Source organism: Candidatus Symbiopectobacterium sp. NZEC135, assembly GCF_025962695.1.
Window position 1 is genome coordinate 1 of sequence record NZ_JAGFPF010000068.1, and the last position, 20,672, is coordinate 20,672.

Annotated in this window: 22 protein-coding genes; 17 read left to right on the top strand and 5 right to left on the bottom strand. The window is 52.2% G+C overall.

The features are described 5' to 3' along the window. A partial coding sequence (locus J5224_RS20890; protein ID WP_264627182.1) for a hypothetical protein occupies nt 1-281 on the bottom strand: 281 nt, incomplete at its 3' end. A gap of 94 nt (nt 282-375) precedes the next feature. Next, entirely contained in the window at nt 376-561 is a 186-nt protein-coding gene (locus J5224_RS20895; RefSeq protein WP_264627183.1) for a YlcI/YnfO family protein, read from the bottom strand. A gap of 305 nt (nt 562-866) precedes the next feature. Between J5224_RS20895 and J5224_RS20900 the strand changes: the two genes are divergently transcribed. Further along, a complete protein-coding gene (locus J5224_RS20900; protein ID WP_264627184.1) occupies nt 867-1,049 on the top strand; it encodes a hypothetical protein in 183 nt (60 codons plus the stop codon). A gap of 126 nt (nt 1,050-1,175) precedes the next feature. Here the strand turns inward: J5224_RS20900 and J5224_RS20905 are convergent, their stop codons facing one another. Beyond that, nucleotides 1,176-1,460, bottom strand: a complete 285-nt coding sequence (locus tag J5224_RS20905) for a HigA family addiction module antitoxin (RefSeq protein ID WP_264627185.1) — start codon at nt 1,458-1,460, stop codon at nt 1,176-1,178. Next, nucleotides 1,460-1,738, bottom strand: coding sequence for a type II toxin-antitoxin system RelE/ParE family toxin (locus J5224_RS20910; protein WP_264627186.1), 279 nt, complete (start codon nt 1,736-1,738; stop codon nt 1,460-1,462). The genes J5224_RS20905 and J5224_RS20910 overlap by 1 nt, the downstream gene beginning before the upstream one ends. Before the next feature lie 442 nt (nt 1,739-2,180). On the opposite strand from J5224_RS20910, the gene J5224_RS20915 reads away from it, so the two are divergent. The 16 genes from J5224_RS20915 to J5224_RS35585 all read left to right on the top strand — a co-directional run bounded on the left by J5224_RS20915 (nt 2,181) and on the right by J5224_RS35585 (nt 19,429). Next, complete coding sequence (locus J5224_RS20915; protein WP_264627187.1) at nt 2,181-4,616, top strand: DMSO/selenate family reductase complex A subunit; 2,436 nt, start codon at nt 2,181-2,183, stop codon at nt 4,614-4,616. A gap of 13 nt (nt 4,617-4,629) precedes the next feature. Further along, nucleotides 4,630-5,256 (top strand): DMSO/selenate family reductase complex B subunit, encoded by a 627-nt coding sequence (locus J5224_RS20920; RefSeq protein ID WP_222159573.1) that lies wholly within the window; start codon nt 4,630-4,632, stop codon nt 5,254-5,256. Next, entirely contained in the window at nt 5,249-6,025 is a 777-nt protein-coding gene (locus tag J5224_RS20925) for a dimethyl sulfoxide reductase anchor subunit family protein (RefSeq protein ID WP_264627188.1), read from the top strand. The genes J5224_RS20920 and J5224_RS20925 overlap by 8 nt, the downstream gene beginning before the upstream one ends. A gap of 55 nt (nt 6,026-6,080) precedes the next feature. Further along, nucleotides 6,081-6,674, top strand: coding sequence for a molecular chaperone (locus J5224_RS20930; RefSeq protein ID WP_264627189.1), 594 nt, complete (start codon nt 6,081-6,083; stop codon nt 6,672-6,674). Then, nucleotides 6,674-7,216 carry a ferredoxin-type protein NapF gene (gene napF / locus J5224_RS20935; RefSeq protein ID WP_264627190.1) on the top strand — a complete coding sequence of 181 codons (543 nt, stop codon included), beginning with the start codon at nt 6,674-6,676 and terminating at the stop codon, nt 7,214-7,216. Before J5224_RS20930 ends, napF begins: the two co-directional genes overlap by 1 nt. A gap of 384 nt (nt 7,217-7,600) precedes the next feature. Continuing rightward, on the top strand, nt 7,601-8,740 hold the full coding sequence (arnB, locus tag J5224_RS20940) for a UDP-4-amino-4-deoxy-L-arabinose aminotransferase (RefSeq protein ID WP_264627191.1): 1,140 nt from the start codon (nt 7,601-7,603) through the stop codon (nt 8,738-8,740). 1 nt (nt 8,741) lies between these two features. Next, the gene (gene arnC / locus J5224_RS20945; RefSeq protein WP_264627192.1) at nt 8,742-9,734 is read left to right on the top strand and encodes an undecaprenyl-phosphate 4-deoxy-4-formamido-L-arabinose transferase; all 993 of its coding nucleotides are present in this window, start codon (nt 8,742-8,744) and stop codon (nt 9,732-9,734) included. Next, complete coding sequence (arnA, locus tag J5224_RS20950) at nt 9,731-11,710, top strand: bifunctional UDP-4-amino-4-deoxy-L-arabinose formyltransferase/UDP-glucuronic acid oxidase ArnA (protein ID WP_264627193.1); 1,980 nt, start codon at nt 9,731-9,733, stop codon at nt 11,708-11,710. Before arnC ends, arnA begins: the two co-directional genes overlap by 4 nt. After that, nucleotides 11,707-12,624 carry a 4-deoxy-4-formamido-L-arabinose-phosphoundecaprenol deformylase gene (arnD, locus tag J5224_RS20955; protein WP_264627194.1) on the top strand — a complete coding sequence of 306 codons (918 nt, stop codon included), beginning with the start codon at nt 11,707-11,709 and terminating at the stop codon, nt 12,622-12,624. The genes arnA and arnD overlap by 4 nt, the downstream gene beginning before the upstream one ends. Next, nucleotides 12,624-14,282: a lipid IV(A) 4-amino-4-deoxy-L-arabinosyltransferase gene (gene arnT, locus J5224_RS20960; RefSeq protein WP_264627195.1), complete on the top strand. Its 1,659-nt coding sequence runs from the start codon at nt 12,624-12,626 to the stop codon at nt 14,280-14,282. Before arnD ends, arnT begins: the two co-directional genes overlap by 1 nt. Continuing rightward, nucleotides 14,279-14,617 carry a 4-amino-4-deoxy-L-arabinose-phosphoundecaprenol flippase subunit ArnE gene (gene arnE, locus J5224_RS20965; protein WP_264627196.1) on the top strand — a complete coding sequence of 113 codons (339 nt, stop codon included), beginning with the start codon at nt 14,279-14,281 and terminating at the stop codon, nt 14,615-14,617. Before arnT ends, arnE begins: the two co-directional genes overlap by 4 nt. Before the next feature lie 15 nt (nt 14,618-14,632). Beyond that, nucleotides 14,633-15,022, top strand: a complete 390-nt coding sequence (gene arnF / locus J5224_RS20970; protein ID WP_264627197.1) for a 4-amino-4-deoxy-L-arabinose-phosphoundecaprenol flippase subunit ArnF — start codon at nt 14,633-14,635, stop codon at nt 15,020-15,022. Between the two features lie 221 nt (nt 15,023-15,243). Continuing rightward, nucleotides 15,244-16,476 carry a PocR ligand-binding domain-containing protein gene (locus J5224_RS20975; RefSeq protein WP_264627201.1) on the top strand — a complete coding sequence of 411 codons (1,233 nt, stop codon included), beginning with the start codon at nt 15,244-15,246 and terminating at the stop codon, nt 16,474-16,476. A gap of 16 nt (nt 16,477-16,492) precedes the next feature. Further along, on the top strand, nt 16,493-17,587 hold the full coding sequence (locus tag J5224_RS20980; protein ID WP_264627198.1) for a response regulator transcription factor: 1,095 nt from the start codon (nt 16,493-16,495) through the stop codon (nt 17,585-17,587). Nucleotides 17,588-17,685: 98 nt separating this feature from the next. Then, nucleotides 17,686-18,840, top strand: coding sequence for a methionine adenosyltransferase (gene metK, locus J5224_RS20985; protein WP_264627199.1), 1,155 nt, complete (start codon nt 17,686-17,688; stop codon nt 18,838-18,840). A gap of 19 nt (nt 18,841-18,859) precedes the next feature. Then, nucleotides 18,860-19,429, top strand: coding sequence for a BMC domain-containing protein (locus tag J5224_RS35585; protein WP_319802461.1), 570 nt, complete (start codon nt 18,860-18,862; stop codon nt 19,427-19,429). Between the two features lie 263 nt (nt 19,430-19,692). On the opposite strand, the gene J5224_RS20995 is transcribed toward J5224_RS35585, so the two are convergent. Next, nucleotides 19,693-20,598 carry a permease gene (locus J5224_RS20995; RefSeq protein WP_264627200.1) on the bottom strand — a complete coding sequence of 302 codons (906 nt, stop codon included), beginning with the start codon at nt 20,596-20,598 and terminating at the stop codon, nt 19,693-19,695. Nucleotides 20,599-20,672 lie beyond the last annotated feature (74 nt).

The window sequence follows — 20,672 nt, forward strand, 5'->3', positions numbered from 1 at the left end:
CGTTGTGAGAAGTTCACATTGACATTTTTGAGGTCATTCCAAAGTGATGCTTGGTTTACTGGGATTGATTGCCCGTCTCTTTCAATGGTCACCTCTGCAACTGGTTTCACTTTTGAATAAGAGGGCGTATTTTCCCAATCTGAACGTAACACCATAAGTAATGGACGTTCTTTGCGGTTTTTCATGCTCCTCACTTCAAAATCACCTAAAACGCCAGGCACAGAAAAATGGCCGATATGCTCGGTTCTGTTGGCGATAGTGTGTGGCGAATGTGTAATCATATTCTGCCTATAGGAAGTGAAGAGATGTGGTTATAGTTTAAACAGAAAGCGGTGTTGCGTCTACTCGACGGGGCTGTTTCTGACCTGCAACGACTCAGCTTTCAGATTCTTCTTTGCCCTGTTTACGCAACCGACGTTTAATCTCGCCTTGCATCGCGGTAACGATAAATTGCGCGGTGCTCTCACCGGACGCTTTCACCTTTTCCATTGCTTCTGCGACATCATGGGGAACTCTGGCCTCAAGTTTTTTTGATTTTGCATTTATCGCTTTTGTTGGCATGTTAGTTCCTAATACGAGTGTGTCGTTAGCAGTGTGTGCAATTTTGGGGTCTCATAAGAGCATTGACGTGGCTGACACCAAATTTTATAGTGGCTGACACCTTGATGCTTTAAGGCTAACAGTCGCGAGGCCCGGCAGTGTTACCAGCACTAGCCAGGCCTCTAACCATAATGTTATCGGAGCTAACACCATGGCTGATGCACAGTCTACCCAAACTCGCCCCAAATATCAGTACTGCATTTTTCGAGGCTCCCCACAGGATAAATCGTTAACGTGCTGCCAGTCGCTTATTAAGGTGGTGCCCGATGTTTGATAACACACCGTTGGAAGTGGAAGAGATTATCGATCAGTGTCGCGCGCTGGCGTATGCAATGGTTGAGCTGGAACCCTCTGAGGCTACAGACATTCTGGCCTTTATTCTGTCAGAACGGCTGGATTGCTTATATCGCACTTTTCACCATCCGGTGGCGGCGGGTGAGTACCACTAGCGTTGTGGTTGTGTATAGCATCGTGAAGTGTCTGTAAATCGATATCTTAAAAGTTCGTTTCGGGAACATGGGGCTGATAGTCAATATATCGCCCTACTTAGCCCAATGCCTCAACATTCTTTACTACTACGCGAAAGACAGTTTATGCAGGTGGCTCAAGTCGAAGGTTTTTTTGGCTTCGTGTAGACTGTAGTTTGCCTGAATTTTTAGCCAGGTTTCCGGTGTGCTACCGACAACAACAGACAGGCGTAACGCCATTTCAGGTGTAACCGATGTATGACCGGAAAGCAGGCGGCTGGCTGTAGAGGGGGCAATATCCATTGCTTTAGCAAATTGCCGCAGGCTGATATGCATATCTTCCAGTATTTCCCCGATAATGTCGCCGGGGCGGGCGGGGTTAGCCATAACCATTAGTGGTAATCCTCCAGGTTAAGAATTTCGGCATCGCCGTCGATAAATCTAAAAGTGATTCTCCAGTTACCGGAAACACTGATTGACCAGATGTTCTTGCGGTCACCTTTCAACGGGTGAAGGTCATATCCCAGCATATCAATGGCCTCAATACGATCGGCTGCATCAATAACGGTGAGACGTGTTCTGATGCGCCCAATAAGGTTTTGCTCTAGGCCACTAGGATCATTTTTGAGAAAGAACTTTTTCAGTCCCTTGTGCTTGAAGCTCTTTATCATAATATCTTCACATGTTCCTTATTAGGGAACAGTATAACCAGTGTTCCCTAAGTTGCAACATATCATCGTTTATTGACGGAGATGGAGTTTGAAATCACCTTCACTTAACATTCTGATTTTATTCTGAAAAAGTAAATTGTTTGTTTTTTGCTCTCCAAAATAAATATCTTTTATAAATTCTGCGTGGTGATATTTTTATTTACTGATATATAGATGAAATACTATTCACAAACAGCAATAAATATCATTATCATTACCTGAATTCTTGCAAAAATGCAGCATTTAAAACCAAAATCGCTATATATTTAAGTAAATAACGACGTTTAACGATCACATTTCTACCCTTTTGGAGGTAATAGGCCTTACCCGCTTGATCGATATCAATCCCACATTGTTAGCAAGCCTTTATGGTTAGCAGGGTAAGCAAAGTGGGATAATAATCATGAAGAAAATTATTGAAGACCTTTTACACCAGGAAATATCTCGTCGGGACGCGGTGATCGATGCCGCGAAGATCGGTTCTGCGGTGGCGATCACCAGCGCTATCACCTTGCCGTTTTCTGCTCATGCACAACCAACAGTGACACCCACCAGCGTGGTGAACGACAATGAAACCGTTCGTCACAGCGCGTGCTTGGTCAACTGTGGCAGCCGCTGTCCGCTGAAGGTGATTGTGAAGGACGATCGCATCGTGCGTATCGAGCCGGAAGATGCCAAAGATGACAGCGTGTTCGGTGAACACCAGATTCGCCCTTGTCTGCGCGGGCGCTCTAACCGCTGGCGCGTTTACAGCCCGGACCGTATCAAATACCCGATGAAGCGTGTCGGTAAACGCGGTGAAGGCAAATTTAAACGTATCAGTTGGGAAGAGGCGACCGCGTTTGTCGCCTCGGAAATGAAGCGCATTGCCGAGAAATATGGCAATGAGGCGATCTACTACAACTACCAATCCGGTGCCTATTACCACAATCAGGGAACGCACGCGTGGAAACGCCTGCTGAACCTGACGGGCGGCTACCTGAACTATCACAACACCTACTCTACCGCGCAAATCGCGACCGCTACGCCATATACGCACGGCACCTATGTTGGCAGCCACTTTACGCAAATTGCCCATTCCGATCTGGTGGTATTTTTTGGCCTCAACCTGTCGGAAACCCGAATGTCCGGCGGCGGACAGGTAGAAGAACTGCGTCGTGCGTTAGAACAATCGCAGGCTCGCGTGGTGATCATCGATCCGCGTTACACCGATTCTGTTATCACCCAACATGCAGAGTGGCTAGCGATTCGCCCGACCACCGATGCGGCATTGGTCGCCGGGTTGGCTCACACTCTGATTAGCGAAAACTTGATCGACGAAGCGCTGGTCAACCGTTACAGCGTCGGATTTGATGCCAGTACGTTGCCTGCTTCTGCGGCGCCGAATGCCAGCTACAAGGATTATATTCTGGGAACCGGGCCAGATGGCATTGCCAAAACGCCAGAATGGGCGGCGAGCGTCACCGGCATTCCGGCGGTGCGCATTCGTCAGTTGGCGCGGGAAATCGCGGGCGCGCGTGCCTGCTATATCGGCCAAGGCTGGGGGCCGCAGCGCCATGCCAACGGTGAGCAAACCGTGCGTGCTATCCAGACGTTGCCAGCGCTCACCGGCCACTTTGGGTTGCAAGGCACCAACAACGGTAACTGGCCTTATGGCACACCTTACGGTGTTCCAACCTTGCCGGTGGGCAGCAACCCGATCAAAACCTCGATCCCGTGCTACCTCTGGACGGATGCCATCCTTAATCCGGAAAAAATGACCGCCACCACCATGGGCGTGAAAGGCGTGGATAAGCTGCGCGTCGGCATTAAAATGGTGGTCAATCAGGCGGGGCAAGCGCTGTTGAACCAGCACGGTGATATCAACCGCACGCGCAAAATTCTGGCGGATGACACTCTGTGTGAAACCATCGTGGTGATTGATAACCACATTACTCCCAGCGCCAAGTTCGCCGATATCTTGCTGCCGGAAACCAGCTATCTGGAAGCAGAAGACCTGGTTGATAGCTCGTATTCAACGGGCTCGCACAACTACATGATCGCTATCCAGAAAACCATCACGCCGATGTGGGAAGTGCGTAGCACCTACGATATCTGCGCTGATATTGCTGGCCATCTGGGGCTGAAAGAGCAATTCACTGAAGGCCGCACGCAGGCGCAGTGGGTCGAAAAGCATTACCAGCAGGTGAAAGAGAAACGCACCTACTTGCCGGAGTGGTCGGTGGCGAAAGAGAAGGGCGTTATCGATCAACAGATCGCGACGGAAAAACAGAGCATTGCCTTCCTGGATTTCCGGGCAGATCCGCAGGCCAATCCGCTGAAAACGCCGTCAGGCAAGATTGAGATCTATTCCGAAGCACTAGCCAAACTAGCGCAAACCTGGACGTTGCCGGAAGGCGATCGTATTCCGGCGATCCCTGAGTTCTGCGTAGTGCGTGAATCGCATCTCAATAAAACGATGACGGCTAAATATCCGCTGCAACTCAGTGGGTTCCATACCAAGGGTCACACCCACTCCACTTACAGCAATGTGCAATTCCTGCATGAAGCCGTGCCGGATGAAGTCTGGATCAACCCGATCGATGCGGCGGAGCGCCAACTGAAATCTGGCGATCGTGTACGTGTATTTAACGATCGCGGCGTGGTGGAAATCCCCTGCAAAGTCACACAGCGCATTCTCCCTGGCGTCGCCGCTATGCCGCAAGGGGCCTGGACGCGTCTTGACAGCGCGGGCGTCGATGTTGGCGGGTGCATTAACACCCTGACCTCCCAGGATCCTTCGCCGCTGGCGAAAGGTAATCCGCAACATACCAACCTGGTTGAGATTCAGCGCGCTTAAGGGGAAATGACTGATGACACAATATGGCTTTTACGTTGACTCCTCGCGCTGTTCGGGCTGCAAAACCTGTCAGGTCAGTTGCAAGGATAATAAAGATTTGGATCTTGGCCCGAAGCTGCGCCGAGTTTATGAATACGGCGGCGGCAATTGGGTAAAAGAGGGCGAGTCCTGGCAAAACGACACCTACAGCTACTATCTGTCGATAGCCTGTAACCACTGTGACGATCCGACCTGCGTGGCCGGTTGTCCCACCGGTGCCATGCACAAGCGCAAAGAGGATGGGCTGGTGCTGGTGGATGAGAACGTGTGCGTTGGCTGCCGTTACTGTGAGATGCGTTGTCCCTACGGCGCGCCGCAGTTTGATGCGCACGCCAAGGTGATGCGCAAATGCGACGGTTGTCTGGATCGGTTGCAGAAAAACCTGCGCCCGATCTGTGTGGATTCCTGTCCGCAGCGTGCGCTGGATTTTGGGCCGATTGATGAACTGCGTGCCAAATACGGCACCGAAAACGAGATCGCACCGTTACCTTCTGCGTCGCTGACGCACCCGAACCTGATCGTTAAACCGCACCCGAAAGCGCGGCCGAGCGGCGATAAAGACGGTGCTATTCAAAACTTGCAGGAGGTGCGCCATGCATGAGTTGCCTTTGGTGTTTTTTACCGTGCTCACGCAGAGTGCGGTGGGGGCGTTTATCCTGCTGTTGGTGGCGGGGATGTTAAAACAGGTGGAGGCTCGGTCATTAGCGATAGGGCTGTTTGCCGCAATGTGTCTGTTTGGTCTGGCCCTGCCGATCGCGGGGCTGCACCTTGGTCAGCCACTGCGTGCCATGAACGTGCTGCTGCGCGCCGGGCACTCGCCAATGAGCAACGAAATCGTGCTGTCGTCGCTGTTTTGTGCGTTCGGCGGTCTCGGCTCGCTGGGGTTGCTGCTCAATCGCGGCGCACAACGCCTGTTCAGCGCGCTGACCTGGATTGCTGCCGTAGTGGGTGTGCTGTTCTTGTTGGCTATCCCGCGCATTTATCAGTTGCCGACCGTAGTGACCTGGAACACCAGCTATACGCTGTTGATGATGCTGCTGACGCCAATGATTGGTGGCGGTGCGCTGGCAGCGGTATTCGGTGCGCGCCGGATTGGGCTGGCCGTTAGCGTATTGGCCACGCTGGCGAGTTTCTGCCTGCGTCCGGGCTACATGGCAACCTTGATGAGCACAGACAGTGCGCTGACCAGTGCACAGCTTGCCTGGTTCAGTGCGCAGGCCATTCTGCTCGCGGTAGGCATCGTAGGGGCGATGGTGCATGTCCGGTATAACACAGGGCGTTCGCTGTTGGCGGCCAGTGCGCTGGTGGTGATTGTTGCTGAGCTGGCGGGCCGTGTCGCGTTCTACAACCTGTGGACGTTGCCGATGTAATGCCGTGCCGCCCTGCACGCTATTGCACAGGGCGGCATCCTAAGGGGAGAGCCCGATGTCATCTATCGCCGTGTTGCCACGTTTTTTGGGCGCACTCTTTTACTATCCGCCGACACACCCTGATGTGCTGGCTATTGTTGCGAACTTATCTGCGCTGCCCACGCTGTGCCCTTGGGCAGAGCGCACCGAAATGGAAGCGCTGTGCCAGCACTGGTCGGTGCCTGATGCAGACGCATTTATCTGGCAATACTCGGTGCTGTTCGAAGGGCAGGGAGAGATGTTTGCGCCGCCCTGGGCGTCGGTCTATCTGGAAAACGACAACCTGCTAATGGGGGAAAGTACGGTTCGCTATCGTGCTTTCCTGCACCAGCATGGGCTGTCGTTTACCGGTGCACAACAGGAGCCGGAGGATCAGTTCGGATTGATGCTGCTGGCGCTCGCTGCACTGCTGGAACAAGAGCAAGAGCAGGCTGCGCACACGCTGCTGGAAACGTATTTGCTGCCCTGGAGCGATCGCTATCTGGAACGCTTGCAGCAAAATCCCCACAGCCCGTTCTATGCCCAACTGGCAGCCGTGACCCGTTTGCTGCTACAGGGAATGCAGCGTCATTATGGGTTGCAGCCCGAAACGCCCCGGATGTTTTTCTGATGGAAAAGGATGAGCGCTACTATCACGGGTATTTGTCTCATCGCTACGTGAGTCGGCGCGGGTTGTTCCGCGCCTTTCTTAATGCTTCACACCCGCATGAGCCACGGCCTAATAGCGCTCAACCGCGTGCGCCCCTTCCTCCCGGTGCACTACCTGCACCGCAGTTTTATCAACAGTGCGATCGTTGTCAGCAATGCGTTAATGCTTGCCCAATGGGTGTGTTGATCGTCAATGAAGAAGGTTATCCGCAGTTGGCGATTGAATACGCCAGCTGTGATGGTTGCCAGAAATGCATTACGCAGTGTCCCTCTGGGGCATTATTACCGCAATCTCATTTTGATACCGGATTACGCCCGCTAATTGGGGTTGCCTGTATTTGCAAGCAACGCCATTGTCATAGTTGTGTTGATGCTTGTTCGAGTCAGGCGCTTTTCTTGAGTCAAAACGGCTTGCCCGAAGCTGACAATACGCGTTGTCACGGCTGTGGTGAGTGCGTAATTCAGTGCGAAGTTCAGGCTATTTCTTTGATTTGTCAAGCGTAAAAAGTAATGAAGGTCAATCCATCAGTCATGTCGCTGGTACGATAATTATATTGAATTTATATTCATGGGTAACAATATCCATTCATAAATATTTACTTTTAAATAAAACACACGTTGACATATAAAATATTCAGTGGTGATTGAACTTTTCATATTTTCTCAATATTAAACGAATCATAAATGAAGCGTTGAGTTAATCCTGAATAAGGTGAACATCGGTAGAAATTTGTTTTCATACGCTTGTACCATTATTTGTAATGGATAAAAAGGAAGCTAGATTATCTTTACCAGCCGGTTGTTATTCACTCTGTCAGGGTCATATTAAAAAAGCTGGTGACATCATGATGCTTCTAACAATTAGTACTTTATTGTCAGGATACTGCCATGCTTGATTTTTTACCTTTTTCTCGCCCTTCTTTAGGGAAAGAAGAAATTGCTGCAGTGAGTGAAGTTATGTTATCAGGGTGGATAACAACGGGGCCGAAAAATCAGCAGTTGGAAGCGGCTTTTTGTACGTTAACGGGTAATAAACACGCCATTGCCGTCAGCTCTGCGACGGGGGGAATGCATGTGGCCTTGATGGCACTGGATATCTCTCCGGGAGATGAGGTTATTACACCCTCACTGACGTGGGTTTCTACCCTTAATATGATTGTTTTGCTCGGTGCTGAGCCGGTGATGGTAGACGTCGATCGCGATACGCTCATGGTCACGCCTGATGCTATTGCCGCGGCGATTACGCCACGTACTCGCGCTATTATTCCGGTGCATTATGCGGGCGCTCCTGCCGATATGGATGCGATTCGCGCGATTGGTCACCGTCATGGTATTCCCGTTATCGAAGATGCTGCGCATGCCGTTGGGGCAGAGTATCGAGGAACCCCAGTGGGGGCACAAGGCACAGCGATTTTCTCTTTTCATGCCATCAAAAATATGACCTGTGCGGAAGGCGGAATGGTCGTAACCGATGATGACATGCTTGCTGAACGCATCCGTATGCTTAAATTTCATGGTCTGGGTGTTGATGCTTACGATCGGCTTGCTCAGGGGCGTGCCCCGCAGGCGGAGGTGATAACACCAGGTTACAAATATAACCTCAGCGATATTCACGCCGCTATTGCTTTGGTGCAGTTTGGTAAATTGGCTCACATTAATCAACGCCGCCAGGAAATTGCACAACGTTACCTTTCTGCTTTGGCTGATACCCCATTATTGCCGCTACGTCAGCCTGAATGGCCTCATCATCATGCCTGGCATCTGTTTATTTTACGTGTAGATGCCGAACGCTGTGGTATTTCGCGCGATGCCTTGATGGCCGCATTACGCGCGCAAGGTATTGGTTCTGGCCTGCATTTTCGTGCTGCGCATACTCAGAAATATTATCGTGAGCGCTACCCCGCACTTGAACTTCCTAATACTGAATGGAATAGCGAACGTCTTTTATCCATTCCCTTGTTTCCGGATATGACTCATGACGACACATCACGCGTTATCGATGCGCTGCACAAATTTGTCGGTGGTTGATATGTTTACTTTGCCCCCCATAAAAAAAGTCTCTGTGGTTATTCCGGTATTCAACGAACAAGAGAATCTGCCCACGCTGATCCAGCGCACGGTGGCTGCTTGCGAGCAGTTGGATAAAGCCTATGAGATTGTATTGGTCGATGACGGCAGTAGTGATGATTCTGCGCAGATGATGGTGCAATTCAGTCAAATGCCGGATAGTCACATTATTTCCGTGTTGCTTAACCGAAATTATGGTCAGCATGCCGCCATTATGGCGGGATTTAACCACACCTCGGGTGATTTGGTTATAACGCTAGACGCCGATCTCCAAAATCCCCCAGAGGAGATCCCGCGCTTGGTGGCAAAGGCCGATGAAGGGTACGACGTGGTGGGTACTGTGCGACAAAATCGCCAGGACAGCCCGTTTCGCAAAATGGCATCGCGTCTGATAAACCGTTTTATCCAACGCACGACGGGTAAGGCCATGGGCGATTACGGATGCATGTTGCGTGCTTATCGACGCCACATTGTGGATGCCATGCTAACGTGCCACGAACGCAGCACCTTTATCCCCATCCTTGCCAATATCTTCGCCCGCAAGGCCGTTGAAATTCCTGTAGAACACGCCGAGCGTCTGCACGGTGATTCAAAGTACAGCATTATCAGTTTGATAAACCTGATGTATGACCTGGTGACCTGCCTGACAACGACGCCTCTGCGTCTACTCAGCGTCATTGGCAGCGTTATTGCGCTGTCTGGGTTTTTGCTGACTTTTGTGCTGGTGACGCTGCGTCTGATATTAGGCCCTGAATGGGCGGCGGAGGGGGTCTTCATGCTGTTTGCCTTTCTGTTCAGCTTTATTGGTGCGCAGTTTGTGGGAATGGGGTTACTGGGTGAATACATTGGCCGTATTTACAACGATGTACGTGCTCGTCCCCGCTATTTTGTGCAACGCGTTGTTAAGCGCGAAAGTCGTCAAGATGAGATTCACCAAGAGGGTAATCCAAAATGAATACTGTCGTATTTGCCTATCATGATATGGGGTGTGTGGGCATTAATGCTTTGCTGGCAGCAGGTTATCGCATCAGTGCCATTTTTACCCACGCGGATACACCTGGTGAAACTCCCTTTTTTGGCTCGGTAGCACATATCGCTGCCGAAAGGGGAATTCCCGTCTATGCACCGGAAGATGTGAACCACCCTTTGTGGCGTAATCGCATTCGCGCGCTTGCACCGCAGGCCATTTTTTCTTTCTACTACCGTAGAATGCTGAGCGAAGATATTTTGCAGTGCGCACCGTCAGGCGCGTTTAATCTGCACGGATCGTTGCTGCCAAAATACCGCGGCAGAGCACCGTTGAATTGGGTGTTGGTCAACGGTGAGACGCAAACCGGTGTCACACTGCACCGCATGACATCGGAGCCTGACGCGGGGCCCATTGTGGCGCAAAATCAGGTCGATATCGCTGATGATGACAACGCACTTAGCCTGCATCATAAGTTGTGTGAGTCGGCAACGACCCTGCTGCGGGATATTTTACCCATGATTAAATCCGGTCATTACCCACAGCAGGAGCAGGATCACTCGCAGGCCAGCTATGTCACCCGACGCACGCCCGAAGCGGGTCGGATGGATTGGTCGCGACCTGCGCATGAATTACACAACCTGGTGCGCGCTGTGACGAACCCATGGCCGGGTGCCTTTTGTTACGCCGGAGCAACGCGCTTGACGGTGTGGTCCTCTCGTTTGCGTAAGGATTACCCTTCTGCTCCGAGTGGAACGGTGTTGTCCGTATCACCGCTGGTGGTCGCTTGTGGCTCCGATGCGCTGGAGATTGTAACCGGTCAGAGTGATAGCAGTGTGTTTATGGCCGGACAGCAATTGGCACAAACCGTTGGTATGGTGGAAGGCGCCAGGTTGAATGCCTGCTTACCTTTGCGGCCTAAGCGGGTACGCGTGTTGATCCTCGGTGTAAACGGCTTTATTGGAAACCACCTCACTGAACGATTGCTGCAAGATGAACGCTACGAAGTGTACGGTTTGGATATCGGTTCTGATGCCATAACCCGTTTTTTGTCAAACCCCCGTTTCCACTTTGTGGAAGGGGATATCACCATCCATTCGGAATGGATTGAGTATCACATCAAGAAATGTGATGTCATTCTGCCGCTGGTTGCTATTGCCACGCCGATTGAATATACGCGCAATCCACTGCGGGTGTTCGAGCTGGATTTTGAAGAAAACTTGAAGATCGTACGCAGTTGTGTCAAACACAAAAAACGCATCATCTTCCCTTCCACATCGGAAGTGTATGGCATGTGCAGCGACAAGGTCTTCGATGAGGATTGTTCGTCGCTGGTCGTTGGTCCCATTAACAAACAGCGTTGGATCTATTCAGTGTCAAAGCAACTGCTTGATCGTGTTATCTGGGCATATGGTGAAAAACAAGGGCTGCGTTTTACCCTGTTCCGCCCCTTTAACTGGATGGGACCACGGCTTGATAGCCTGGATGCTGCCCGTATCGGCAGTTCGCGTGCGATTACACAGTTGATCCTAAATCTGGTTGAAGGAACGCCGATTAAACTGATTGATGGTGGTGAACAGAAGCGCTGCTTTACCGATATCAATGACGGCATTGAAGCCCTGTTCCGCATCATTGAGAACCGAGAAGGCAAGTGCGATGGGCGAATCATCAATATCGGTAACCCGGATAACGAAGCTAGCATCCGCGAACTGGCAGAAATGCTGCTTGAAAGTTTTGAACGCCATCCATTACGACACCAGTATCCGGCGTTTGCGGGCATGTGCGAGGTAGAAAGCGGCAGCTACTATGGTAAAGGTTATCAGGATGTGGAGCACCGTAAACCGAGCATTGCCAATGCTCGCCGTCTGCTCGGGTGGGCTCCGCAAGTTGATATTCGTCAGACAATAGATGAAACACTCGACTTTTTCCTGAGTTCCCACAGCACGTCGGATTCCACGTTATGAAACGTGTTGGGCTGCGCATTGATGTTGACACCTGGCGCGGTACGCGAGAAGGGATGCCACGACTGCTGGAAACCTTGGCGTTGCATGGTGTGAGGGCTAGCGTCTTTTTCAGTGTAGGGCCCGACAACATGGGGCGCCATCTTTGGCGCCTCGCAAAACCAGCATTTTTGTGGAAGATGCTGCGCTCCAATGCCGTTTCTTTGTATGGCTGGGATATCCTGCTGGCGGGCACTGCCTGGCCGGGCCGTCTGATTGGGCGCGGTAATGCGGAGGTTATGCGACAAACGGCGCGCACCCATGAGGTGGGGCTTCATGCCTGGGATCACTTTGCCTGGCAAACGTGGGCGGGCATTTGGAATACGGCACAGTTACATCGCCATATTGCGCTGGGTAAGACGGCGCTGGAGGACCTGCTGGGTCAAGCTGTCACCTGTTCCGCTGTAGCCGGATGGCGTGCAGATCAGCGCGTCATTGAGGCTAAACAATGCTTTGGTTTCCGCTACAACAGCGACTGCCGAGGAAGTACGCTGTTTCGTCCCCGATTGGTGAATGGGGCCTTGGGTACCGTTCAGATCCCCGTCTCATTGCCGACCTGGGACGAAGTTGTCGGTTCTACCGTGAAACCGCAACAGTTTAACCGCTATTTACTCGATGCTATACATAGCGCGCCCGGCACACCGGTGTACACCATACATGCTGAAGTAGAAGGTATCGCCTTTCTCCAACAATTCTCGGCGCTTCTCACTATGGCACGTTTGGAAGGCCTTCAGTTCTGCCCGTTAGGGGAGTTATTGCCGACATCTGACTCTGATTTACCCATTGGAAAAGTCGTTCGCGGCACCATTCAGGGGCGGGAAGGGTGGCTGGGTTGCCAGCAGGGAGTTGATGATCAACATTATCAGGTCAATCAGTGATGAAGACTATTACATACGCACTCGCACTCGTTGGTTTATGGGCGCTTTACTATGTGATCCCCATTGAATATCGTTTGCTTTGGCAGCCGGATGAAACCCGTTATGCAGAAATCAGCCGTGGCTTGTTAGCGTCTGGCGATTGGGTCGTGCCGCATTTTTTAGGCATCCGTTATTTTGAAAAGCCGATAGCGGGCTACTGGATTAACAGTCTGGGGCAATGGATCTTTGGCCACTCTAACTTTGCGGTGCGTGCGGGAGTGCTGTTCTCCTCTACGTTGACGGCCTGTCTGGTTGCGTGGATTTCCTGGCGGATCTGGCGAGACAAACGCACTGCTTTGCTCGCTGCAGTGATCTATCTTTCCTGCTTGCTGGTTTACGGCGTTGGCACTTACGCCGTGCTCGATCCCATGCTTGCACTCTGGCTGACACTTGGTATGTGCAGCTTCTGGTATGCCGCAGAATCCGAGTCCGTGACCAAAAAGGTTATTGGATATGTGATACTGGGAGTGGCTTGCGGCATGGGGGTGATGACCAAAGGGTTCTTGGCTCTGGCTGTGCCCGTTATCAGCGTGTTGCCGTGGGTAGCAGAAAAGAAGCAGTGGAAATCGTTGCTGATATTTGGTCCGCTGGCGGTGCTGAGTGCTGCTGCGGTAACGTTGCCTTGGGCGCTGACTATCGCCGAGCGTGAACCAACCTTTTGGCACTACTTTTTCTGGGTAGAACACATCCAACGTTTTGCGCAAGAAGAGGCGCAGCATCGCGCGCCGTTTTGGTACTATCTGCCGGTGTTTTTGCTTGGGGCCTTGCCTTGGCTGGGGTTCTTGCCGGGGGCGTTGTATCGGGGCTGGTGCGACAGGAAAGAAAATAGCGGCCTGATCTATTTGCTGGGCTGGGTAATTATGCCACTGCTGTTTTTCAGCCTCGCGAAAGGAAAACTGCTGACCTATATTCTGCCGTGCTACGCGCCGCTGGCAGCATTGCTGGCTCATCATGCGCTACGAGCGGCGAGCGAGGGTGCCAAGGCGCTGCGCGCCAATGCTGTCATCAATATGCTGTTTGGCTTTATTGGCTTGCTAGCGGTATTGTTGGTATTGGCCCCGCATTCGCTGGCGCATTATCCGCTTTTTACCCTGCAGGAATCTGGAAAGGTTTTGGTTGCTGCCACGATATTTTTCGCGTGGTTATTGGTGGGGTTCCTGTCGTTTACTCGACCACATAAACGGTGGTTTTATGCGTCGCTTTGTCCGCTAGCGCTAGCGTTACTGATAGGTTTTGCCATTCCCGATCGTGTAGTGAATGCCAAACAGCCACAGGCGGTACTCAAACTTGTTGACGCGGAACTGCAAGCGAGTCGCTATGTGTTATCTAACAGCGTGGGCGTTGCCTCGGCCATTGCCTGGGAGCTTCAGCGTGACGATATATTTCTTTATAGCAGTCGCGGTGAGCTGGAGTGGGGGCTGCAGTTTGAAGACAGCGCTGAACGGTTTGTTTCTGAAGAGGCCTTCCCCGCCTGGCTGGCAGCCCATCGTCAGCAAGGTAATATCTCGCTGATGCTACTGCTGGACAGTGACGACAGAACGACGATACACGCGTTGCCAACGCCAGACCGTGTCTATCAACAAGGAAGATTTGCCGTTATCGAGTATTACTCGCGATGAGTGCTTGGCTGGGGGTGTTACTCGTCAGCATTCTAAGCTGTCTGGGGCAGCTTTGCCAAAAGCAGGCTACCAGTCCGCCAGTTGGCGCAGTTCGTTCGACCTATGCGCTGCGATGGCTGTTTGCTGCTCTGCTCCTGTTAGGGATTGCGTTGTTACTGTGGTTGGTTGTGTTGCAACAGCTTCCTGTGGGTATCGCGTATCCCATGCTAAGCCTTAATCTGGTCTGGGTTACGCTAGCAGCACGCTGGATCTGGCGGGAGCCTATTGATGCGCGGCATACCCTCGGCATTCTGTTTATCATTGTGGGCGTGATTTTGCTCGGGGCAACGGGTTAGCGTGGAGACGATCGTGTGGGATATTTAGCAGCGTGTTTCAGCGTCATTTTAGTCAGCGTTGCGCAGTTGGCGATTAAATATGCACTCTCTGAGTTACCCCCAGTGTGGTCAATGCGTGTACTGTGGGACAGCGCACCGAGCCAGTGGCTATTGCTGGCAGCCGGGTTGGGGTGCTACCTGCTGTCGCTGATCGTCTGGTATTTCGCCCTGCGCCAGTTGGCATTAGGCAAAGCCTATGCTTTTTTAAGCCTGAGTTATGTGCTGGTGTGGGGAGGCTCGCATTTCTTACCTGAGTTTTCAGAACCTTTTTCATGGCAGGCCTGCATCGGCGTGCTGGCAATTGTGGTGGGTGTGCTGTTGGTGTGCTGGCCATCGCGCGAAGGGAAAATACCTGCCTCGTTGTAGCGAGGGAGTCGATCAAGTTCAAAAAAAACAAACATTTTCAGGTGTACTTTCTTGTCATTCTTATCGTAATAGCACCGTGTGAGATAGGTCATAGCATCCATACCCTAGATCGGAAATAATACGAAACCGTTATCAATAGGAACTGAAGGGATATTCCTACGGCGGCGGAGGGGCGAAAACGGATTCTCAGACACGGTGTCTGACTGACAGAAAAGAGCATGATGAACAACAAATACCCATTGCAAGAAATCCTTGACGTTGAACGGCTGCAAACGTTGCAGGATAACTTCAGCAAATCCATGATGATTGCATTGGTGGTTGTTGATGAAAAAGGCGTTCCGGTTACCAAACCCAGCGGATTTTCTGATTTTTGCGCCCGTTCGCGGCGTAATCCTGCATTAGCGCAACACTGCTACGACTGTGATGACGCCGGAGGAAGGGCTGCCATGGCCGCCTGCCGCCCGGTGGTGTATCGCTGCTACTGCGGGTTCGTTGAGTTCGCGGTGCCCATCATGATAGACAACCACTATCTGGGTGCATTTATCTCCGGTCAGGTCAAAGTCGAAACCTCAAAAGAGGCTGAAATCCCCTACATTCTGGCGGAAAATGGCGTGTGGGAAGAGAATCCCATGCTGGTGAATCTGCATGAAAACACCAAACGCATGCCCTATGAGCGTTTTGAATCTACCGCTTATACGCTGCTGCATGTCGCGTCCTATTTGGTGGAACAGGCTTACGCCAACAACATCCAGCGCGAGTTGCATCAAAAAGATCTGGCGTTGACCAATGAATTGCGCAAACGCGTGGACATCGAGCGCTCTCTGCATGAGGCGGAGTTTAAAGCGCTTTCTTATCAGATAAACCCCCATTTCCTGTTTAACGTACTCAATACTATCGGTCGTTTAGCCTTTTTGGAGAATGCCCAGCGCACCGAAAACATGGTGCATGATTTTTCTGACATGATGCGCTATCTGCTACGCAAAAGTAATAATGGGCTGATCACGCTGCGTAATGAAATCAATTACGTCAACAGCTACATGTCGATTCAAAAAGTCCGCATGAGCGATCGTTTTGATTATATATTCAGTATTCCAGATAAATATCTGGATGTGATTTGCCCCTTTCTTATATTGCAGCCGCTGGTGGAGAACTTCTTTAATTACGTGGTTGAGCCGCGAGAAATAAAAAGTCACATTCACATTAAAGCCACAGACGATGGCCACGATGTGATCATTGAAGTGACGGATAATGGCGATGGTATTTCGCCACAGGATATCGAGCATATTCTCTCCGGTAATGAGAATCGCCAGAAAGGCGGCATCGGTATCAACAACATTCAAAATCGACTTCAGTTGCTGTTCGGCGAACGTTATGGGTTGGAGATTGCCAGTCCACACAAACCGAAGCTGGGAACCTCTATCAAACTGCGTTTCCCGATGCAGGAAGTCCATTAATCCGGGGAGAAACACAATGTACAATTTTGTGATTGTGGAAGATGAACACATTGAATCCGAATCTCTGCGCCGCATGATTTCGGAGCACATCGAAAATGCCACCATTCATGAAGCATCGACCGGACGCAAAGCCATTCAACTGATCGATCAACTGAATCATATCGACATGATCCTGGTGGATATCAATATCCCGTTGCCCAATGGGAGAGAGGTGATCGAGTACCTGCGCCGTAAAAACGATCAGACCAAAGTGATCGTCACCACCGCCAATGATGATTTCGATATTGTGCGCAGCATGTTAAGCCTGAAAGTGGATGATTACCTGCTCAAACCGGTTAAACAGAGCGTCATGACCGATGTGATCAAAAAAGTGCTGCACTACGATGAACAGGATAATCAGGTAACACGTGAACTGAAACAGAAAGTGTTTTCCCTGATCGACGACGGCGATTACCCCGCCTGGCATGAGCTGGTGTTTCAGACCATTGACGGTGCTTACTGGGATAAATCCGGCGATCGTCGTCAGACGGTCGTGGATTTTCTTGCACTGCTTGATCAATACGTGACGGCGCAAGGCGACAAGTTTGCCGCTTCTCATTCTGCGGCGTTGAAAGGGATAATGCGCGACGTTGCCAGCCGCGGTTTGACAGAAGGGCTTTACTACCGTGTTCTGCGCGGCGTGTTTACCCTGAGTGAAGCCCTGTTTGAGCGGGTGTTCAAAAGCGCTGCACCGCAGGGGGATTTTATCGAACGCGCGCGTTATCACATCGAGAAGAATATTTTCACCAACATCACCCTGGATGATATCGCCGAACGCGCTTTTGTCAGCGCCTGTTATCTGAGCCGGGCCTTCAAGAAAGCCACCGGTACCGGTTTTTCTACCTATGTGGCAAATCGAAAAATCAAAATTGCTAAATCTCTGCTGCAATTCAGTGATTTAAAGGTCAATACCATTGCGCTGGAACTGGCGTATCAGGATGCGAACTATTTCTGCCGCATCTTTAAAAAAGAGACCAATATGTCACCTTCCGACTACCGCAAACTGATGGTGTTTAACCCTCAGGTAGCCCCACCGGAAGCGGGGAACAGCGTAGTGCTACCCGCACGGTGATAACGCAAAATAGTCCAACCTGACAGCAAGAAAGTTCACCGGAGCCGATCGCCCTCCCGAGTAAAATAACGGGATACTCTCAGTGGGGCGAGGCGTGCGTGGACGAGTACCTGTTTACTTCCGAATCGGTGGCGGAAGGCCATCCAGACAAAATCGCCGATCAAATTTCCGATGCGATTTTGGATGCGGTGTTGCTACAAGATCCCTGGGGCCGCGTGGCGTGCGAATGTCTGGTGAAAACCGGCGTCGCCATCGTGGCGGGAGAAATCACCACCACTGCATCCATTGATGTGGAAAGCGTGGTGCGTCACACCATCAAACAGATCGGTTATAACCACTCTTCGCTTGGCTACGACGGCAATACCTGCGGCGTGCTCAACCTGATTGGTCGGCAGTCGCCGGATATTGCCAGCGGCATTCAGGGGGCGGCGTTAACTGAGCTGGGCGCTGGCGATCAGGGCATCACTTTTGGCTATGCTACTGATGATACGCCAGAATTGATGCCTGCCACCCTGGTCTATGCGCATCAGTTGATGGCGCGTCAGGCGCAACTGCGTAAATCCGGTCGATTGCCATTTTTACGACCAGATGCCAAAAGTCAGGTGACGCTGCGCTACTGCGATCGTCAGGTAATTGCGGCGGACACCATTGTCATTTCCACACAGCACGCACCCGATGTCTCGCTTGAAACGCTGCGCGAAGCGGTGATCGAAGAGATCGTTAAACCGGTGCTTCCCACTCGTTGGCTGACGCCGCACACCCGTATTCTGGTCAACCCGGCTGGGGCGTTTGTCACGGGAGGGCCGGTGGGTGACTGCGGACTGACCGGGCGCAAGATCATCGTCGATACCTATGGCGGCGCTGCGTGCCACGGTGGCGGTGCGTTTTCGGGGAAAGATCCTTCCAAAGTCGATCGCTCAGCGGCCTATGCGGCACGCTACGTGGCCAAGAACATCGTGGCCGCCGGATTGGCGGCGCGCTGTGAAGTGCAGTTGGCCTGGGCTATCGGCGTTGCGCGTCCGGTTGCGGTGCGCATCAACACGTTTGGTACCGGGCGGATGAGTAGCGCCCGGTTGCAGCAACTGGTGGACGCGTATTTCGATCTCAGCGTTTACGGCATGATTACGTCGCTTGATTTACTGGCGCCGCGTTATCGCCACACAGCATGTTACGGGCATTTCGGGCGATCCGATTTTCCCTGGGAATTCACCGATAAAGCCGCGTTGTTACAGCGCGCGGCTTCATTGATATAACGATAAACAGGAATCGCTTATGGCTAAGCAAAGTTTGGGTCTGATAGAAACCGTGGGGCTTGCCGCGGCCGTTGAGGCAGCGGATGCGGCGGTGAAATCTGCTAATGTCAATCTGGTCGGTTATGAGCTGACGAAAGGCGGTGGTATGGTCACCGTGAAGCTGGAAGGGGAAGTGGGGGCGGTCAATGCCGCGATTGCAGCAGCGAGCGTTGCGGCGGCTAAAGTGGGGCAGGTGTATGCCTATAAGGTGATTGCGCGCACCGCTGAACGCATTGAAACCATCACGCATTCGGCAGAGACGGTTGGCGTTGCCAAACCAGAACCGGTGGCACCGGCAGCAGTTATCACTCCGCCTGTCGCACCTGAACCAGAAGCGAAGGAAACTACGATTCCCGTGGTGACACTCGAGCCAAGCGATAATGGCTCGTCATGCGGGGATATCTTTAAGCCGCCAGTGCCTGCGCCACAACCGGCTGCACAAGCGCCTGTTGCGCCGGACGCCGCACTAAAGACAGAGCCTGAGCCGCCCGCGAAAAAACCGACGCCACGCCCAGCGGGAAAAAACACCCCGCGTAAGGGTGATAAATAGTCACAACGTGATTTCTCTTCCTACTCTCCCTGGCACCGCCGGGGATTTTTTTGTTCTTATAGGGCACCCATTTCCGAGGGTATCGCGCAGCGACGGCATTGCGCAAAAAGCGCGGGGTCACGGGGTGTGGGCGACTGCACACCCCGTGTCGGGCGCGTGCCACGCGAATGGCAGAGCAACACGGTGGTTTTCGCGCACGAAACCTTACGCAATACGTAAATGACCCCCGCAGTTTTGAGTAGCATCGCTACTGGGGGACGAACTCAAAACAACGGCAGCGCCGCAAAAAATCCAATGGTTGCCAGCAGATTGACCAACGTCGTCATTATCGCAATGGTGAACGCCGGTGGGTCAATATGGGTATCGCCATGAACCAGAAACAGGCGGGAAATCAGTTCACCGAGCAGTGCGCACAGCACGCCGATCACCGCCGCCCAGATCAGACTGCCGGAGGCCGCCGCTGCCAGCGCCGCAGGCAGGGCAATGTGGTGAGAAACCGGCACCTGGGTATTGAAATGCAGGAATACCAATGAGAACGCTGAAATCCCAAAGGCCAGCAGTGCGCCGCTGCCTCCGAAGGTGTGGCCCAGATAGCCAGCCATCAATCCAATACCGATCCCCAAGACCGATAGCTGAGGAATGCGGCTGTGGTAGGGCATCCAGCACTGATCCTGCGGTGGGTAGCAGCGGCGCACTCCGCTTTGTGGTTGGCCCAGCAGGCCAGTAGTCCCAAACATCAGACGCACGATCATTCCAGAGATCACCACGGTTAACGCAACCGTATCAGTCCATGCCAATCCCGAAGAGAAGGCGGGTACTTGATTGAACAGCCAGGCAATGACAAAGCCGATAGCACCAAACGCACCGCCGACCAGCAGCACATCGGGGGCCCCCAATCCGCTGAGTCCGGCGGTGATATCGCGACCAGACGCCAATTTACCCTTTTTCGCCGCATAAGCAGTTGCGGCAACACCGGCCGCAAAGCCGCCGACGTGCGGGCCGAATACGCCAAAGGGAAATTGGATAAATGTGGTGGCGGTGCCGGTGACAATTTGTGATATCGCCATGGCAATGACCAAGAGGCCGACAAATTCAAAGGCCGCCAGGGCGCCGATCGCGGCACCGAAAATACCGCCACCGAAAGCGACTAAAATATCAATGCTGTTCATTACACTCACCTTGATTGTGTGGGTACAAGAAATAAGCGACGTAATACATCACGTCGGTATTATTGATGTGAAAA